Raw genomic sequence first — 3,117 nt, forward strand, 5'->3', positions numbered from 1 at the left:
CCCGCCGGTGGTCATCCGCGATGGCGGGGTCATCGCCGAGGGCTTCGACGAAGAGCTCGACGAGCTAAGGCGACTGTCGGGCAATGCCGACGGCTATCTTCAGGAACTGGAATCCCGGGAACGGCAACGCACCGGCATCAGCACCCTCAAGGTGGGCTACAACCGGGTCCATGGTTACTACATCGAGGTCAGCCGCGCCCAGTCCGATTCAGTCCCCACCGAATACCAGCGTCGCCAGACCCTCAAGGCCGCCGAGCGCTACATCACCCCGGAGCTGAAGTCCTTCGAGGACAAGATACTCAGTGCCCGTGAGCGGGCCCTGGCCCGGGAAAAGGCCCTCTACGAACAGCTATTGCGGGATCTGCTGGATGAATTGGCGGACATGCAATCCACCGCCGCTGCCCTGGCTGAACTGGATGTGCTGACCTGTCTGGCGGAGCGGGCGGAAACCCTGAATCTGGTCATGCCCGAACTCAGCGACTCGCCGCGACTGGAGATTCGCAATGGCCGTCATCCGGTGGTGGAACAGGTAATCGAGGATGCCTTCGTCCCCAATGATCTCAATCTCGATGATGACCGCCGCCTGCTGGTCATCACCGGGCCCAACATGGGTGGCAAGTCCACCTATATGCGTCAGGTGGCGCTGATCACCATCCTTGCCCATGTGGGCAGCTTTGTCCCTGCGGACAAGGCCATGCTGGGGCCGGTCGACCGGATCTTTACCCGTATCGGTGCCTCCGACGACCTGGCCGGGGGCCAGTCCACCTTCATGGTGGAAATGAGCGAAACCGCCAATATCCTCAACAATGCCAGCGAACAGAGTCTGGTGCTGATGGACGAAATCGGGCGCGGCACCAGCACCTATGACGGGGTTTCCCTGGCGCGGGCAACGGCGGAATACATCGCCCGCGAGATCGGCGCCAGAACCCTGTTCGCCACCCACTACTTCGAACTCACGGAGCTGCCCGAGCAGCTGCCGGCCTGCGCCAATGTGCACCTGGACGCCACCGAACACGGCGACAAGCTGGTCTTCCTCCACCAGGTGCGCGAAGGCCCTGCCAACCAGAGCTATGGCCTGCAGGTGGCTGCCCTGGCCGGCGTGCCCGGCTCGGTCATCGAAGCTGCCCGCCGGCACCTGACGAAACTGGAGCAGGGCCAGGTCGCGGCCGGGCAGCCGCAGCTGGGGCTGTTTCAAGCGCCACCCAAAGGCAAACCGGAGAAGCAGGAAGCCCGGCACAATGAAGCCCCGGTCAACGAAACGGCCGAGCAGCTTCATGAGCAATTAAAGGCCATCAACCCGGATGAGCTGACACCGAAGCAGGCCCTGGACCGACTCTACGAGCTGCAAAAACTATTGGATGAATAAAAGACTGAGCAGCAGCAGGCCCGCCACCGTCCAGCTGAGGTTTCGGCGCACGGCCTGATACCAGCCGGCATAAGCCAGGCGCGCCGAGATGCGGTACTCATACAGCCACCACAGGACAAAACCGGCGATCAACAACATCAGCCCTGGACTGCTGGGCAGAAGCAGACTCAACCAGGCGAGCAAGGCCGGCAGTACCGCGGCAAGAAAATCACCTTTTCCCAGCCCTCTACCACCCGCCAAGCCCATGCCCCAATGGGTGGCACCGAGAAAGCTGAGAATGACGGCGCCATAGGCCAGTTGCCACTGAATGAAGAAACCCTCGCCCAAACCCACTGGCAACGTGATGCCTGCGGCCAACAGCAGCAGGCCCAGGGCCCCGGCGAGGAACGGCAACAGGCCGGCATAGGCCAATATCTCAACCCATCGCCTGGCATGGTTTACCTCCCCATAGGGCTGACCCTCATCGCGCTTGAGATAATCTTCAATGCCCCCGATGAACTGCCCCTCCACGAAGACCTGGGGCAGGGTCGTCTGCCCGGTCAGGGTCTTGAGATACTGGAAGCGTTCCCGCATGGCCGCATCAGCCATGCCCATGCGAATCTCGCGATAAGGTTCACCCCGTTGCTCGGCCGCCCGCTGCAACAGACCGGTCTCTGTCAGATTGGAGCAGAAGGCAACCACTCTGGCGCTCCTCGCTGCCTCCCGAATTGCTGACTCATGCTCTGCCTGATCATGCTCCGACATGCTGGATACTCCCGGTGGGCTGCATTGCATCAATCATCATGGGGTGAATGATAAAAGCGAGACTCGCGCAGAAAGTGAACAATCTGATCAGCCACCTGGCGGGACATGATCATGCTGGTATGGCTGACATCGAGCTGGATACGATCCCGGGCGCCATGGATATGGGTTTCACGCACGGCCACGGTGCCGTCATGGGGCTCGGGCAGATCACTCAGGGCAGTCCCCACGCCGATGCCCCGAGTGCCGGCGATAATGCCCAGCTCATTGTCCCAGGGCCATTCCGCTTCGTCTTCATGGAGCAGACCTTCCTGGCCACTGCGACCGAGGATCACTTCGCCCAGTCGGATCGATGCGGTGGCCCGGGCGGCCTGGCTGCCACGCACCGGGGAACCCATGAAGACAACCTTGCCATTGACCACCGGGCCGAAACGCTGGAACAGTCTCAGGGTCAGCAGACCGCCCAGGCTGTGGGCCACCAGGTGCACCCGAACATTGTCCACTTCCTCCAACCAGTCCCGCAGGCTTTCGGCGTTCTCGTCCAGACTACCCGCGAGGGTCCGATAGGAGAATCGCTCGGTCTCGTAACCGGCCTGGCTGACCCTTCGGCGCAGGAAATACAGTTCCATGCCTGTCATCCACAGGCCATGTATGAACACCACGGTTTCCGCCGGCCCCGGGCCGTCCTGCCTTGCCATTGATCGATCCTTGAAAGCTCAATTTGAGTTATGAAAGCTCTGACATACAGAGTGCCACAGGCGTGGGGGGATGGGGATGGTGTGTTCCTTGGTTCGGTGGGCTTCGATCACGGCAGCCCCCTTCGATGAGGGCAGTCCCTTTCGATGCTGGTGACGGGGGGTTCCGGTCTTGGCCGGTGGCTTCGATGGGATTAGGCCCTTTCGATGCCGGTGACAGAGACGCGTCCCGGCCTTGGGGCCGACAGGGCTTTCCAAGGACGCCGTGAATCCGTCCCTGGGGGCTCTGGGTTCGCCATCCTGGCTCACACAGCC

At 61.9% G+C, this 3,117-nt stretch carries 3 protein-coding genes; 1 reads left to right on the forward strand and 2 read right to left on the reverse strand.

The genetic code is table 11. The annotated features are described in order from the left end of the window. Positions 1-1,366 (forward strand): DNA mismatch repair protein MutS (gene mutS, locus ACJWXQ_RS06085; protein WP_406672374.1); only part of this gene is annotated, 1,366 nt, incomplete at its 5' end. On the opposite strand, the gene ACJWXQ_RS06090 is transcribed toward mutS, so the two are convergent. Together ACJWXQ_RS06090 and ACJWXQ_RS06095 are read right to left on the reverse strand one after the other, a co-directional pair. After that, entirely contained in the window at positions 1,352-2,110 is a 759-nt protein-coding gene (locus ACJWXQ_RS06090) for a DUF3429 family protein (protein WP_346051960.1), read from the reverse strand. The genes mutS and ACJWXQ_RS06090 overlap by 15 nt on opposite strands. Positions 2,111-2,139: 29 nt before the next feature. Further along, complete coding sequence (locus ACJWXQ_RS06095) at positions 2,140-2,805, reverse strand: alpha/beta hydrolase (RefSeq protein ID WP_346051959.1); 666 nt, start codon at positions 2,803-2,805, stop codon at positions 2,140-2,142. Positions 2,806-3,117 lie beyond the last annotated feature (312 nt).

Origin of the sequence: Natronospira sp., assembly GCF_007134575.1 — a bacterium.
GTDB lineage: Bacteria > Pseudomonadota > Gammaproteobacteria > Natronospirales > Natronospiraceae > Natronospira > Natronospira elongata.

Excerpts from the sequence above, each read along its gene's own strand:
- ACJWXQ_RS06090 (WP_346051960.1), bottom strand. The coding sequence starts at position 2,110 with ATGTCGGAGCATGATCAGGCAGAGCATGAGTCAGCAATTCGGGAGGCA.
- ACJWXQ_RS06095 (WP_346051959.1), bottom strand. The coding sequence starts at position 2,805 with ATGGCAAGGCAGGACGGCCCGGGGCCGGCGGAAACCGTGGTGTTCATA.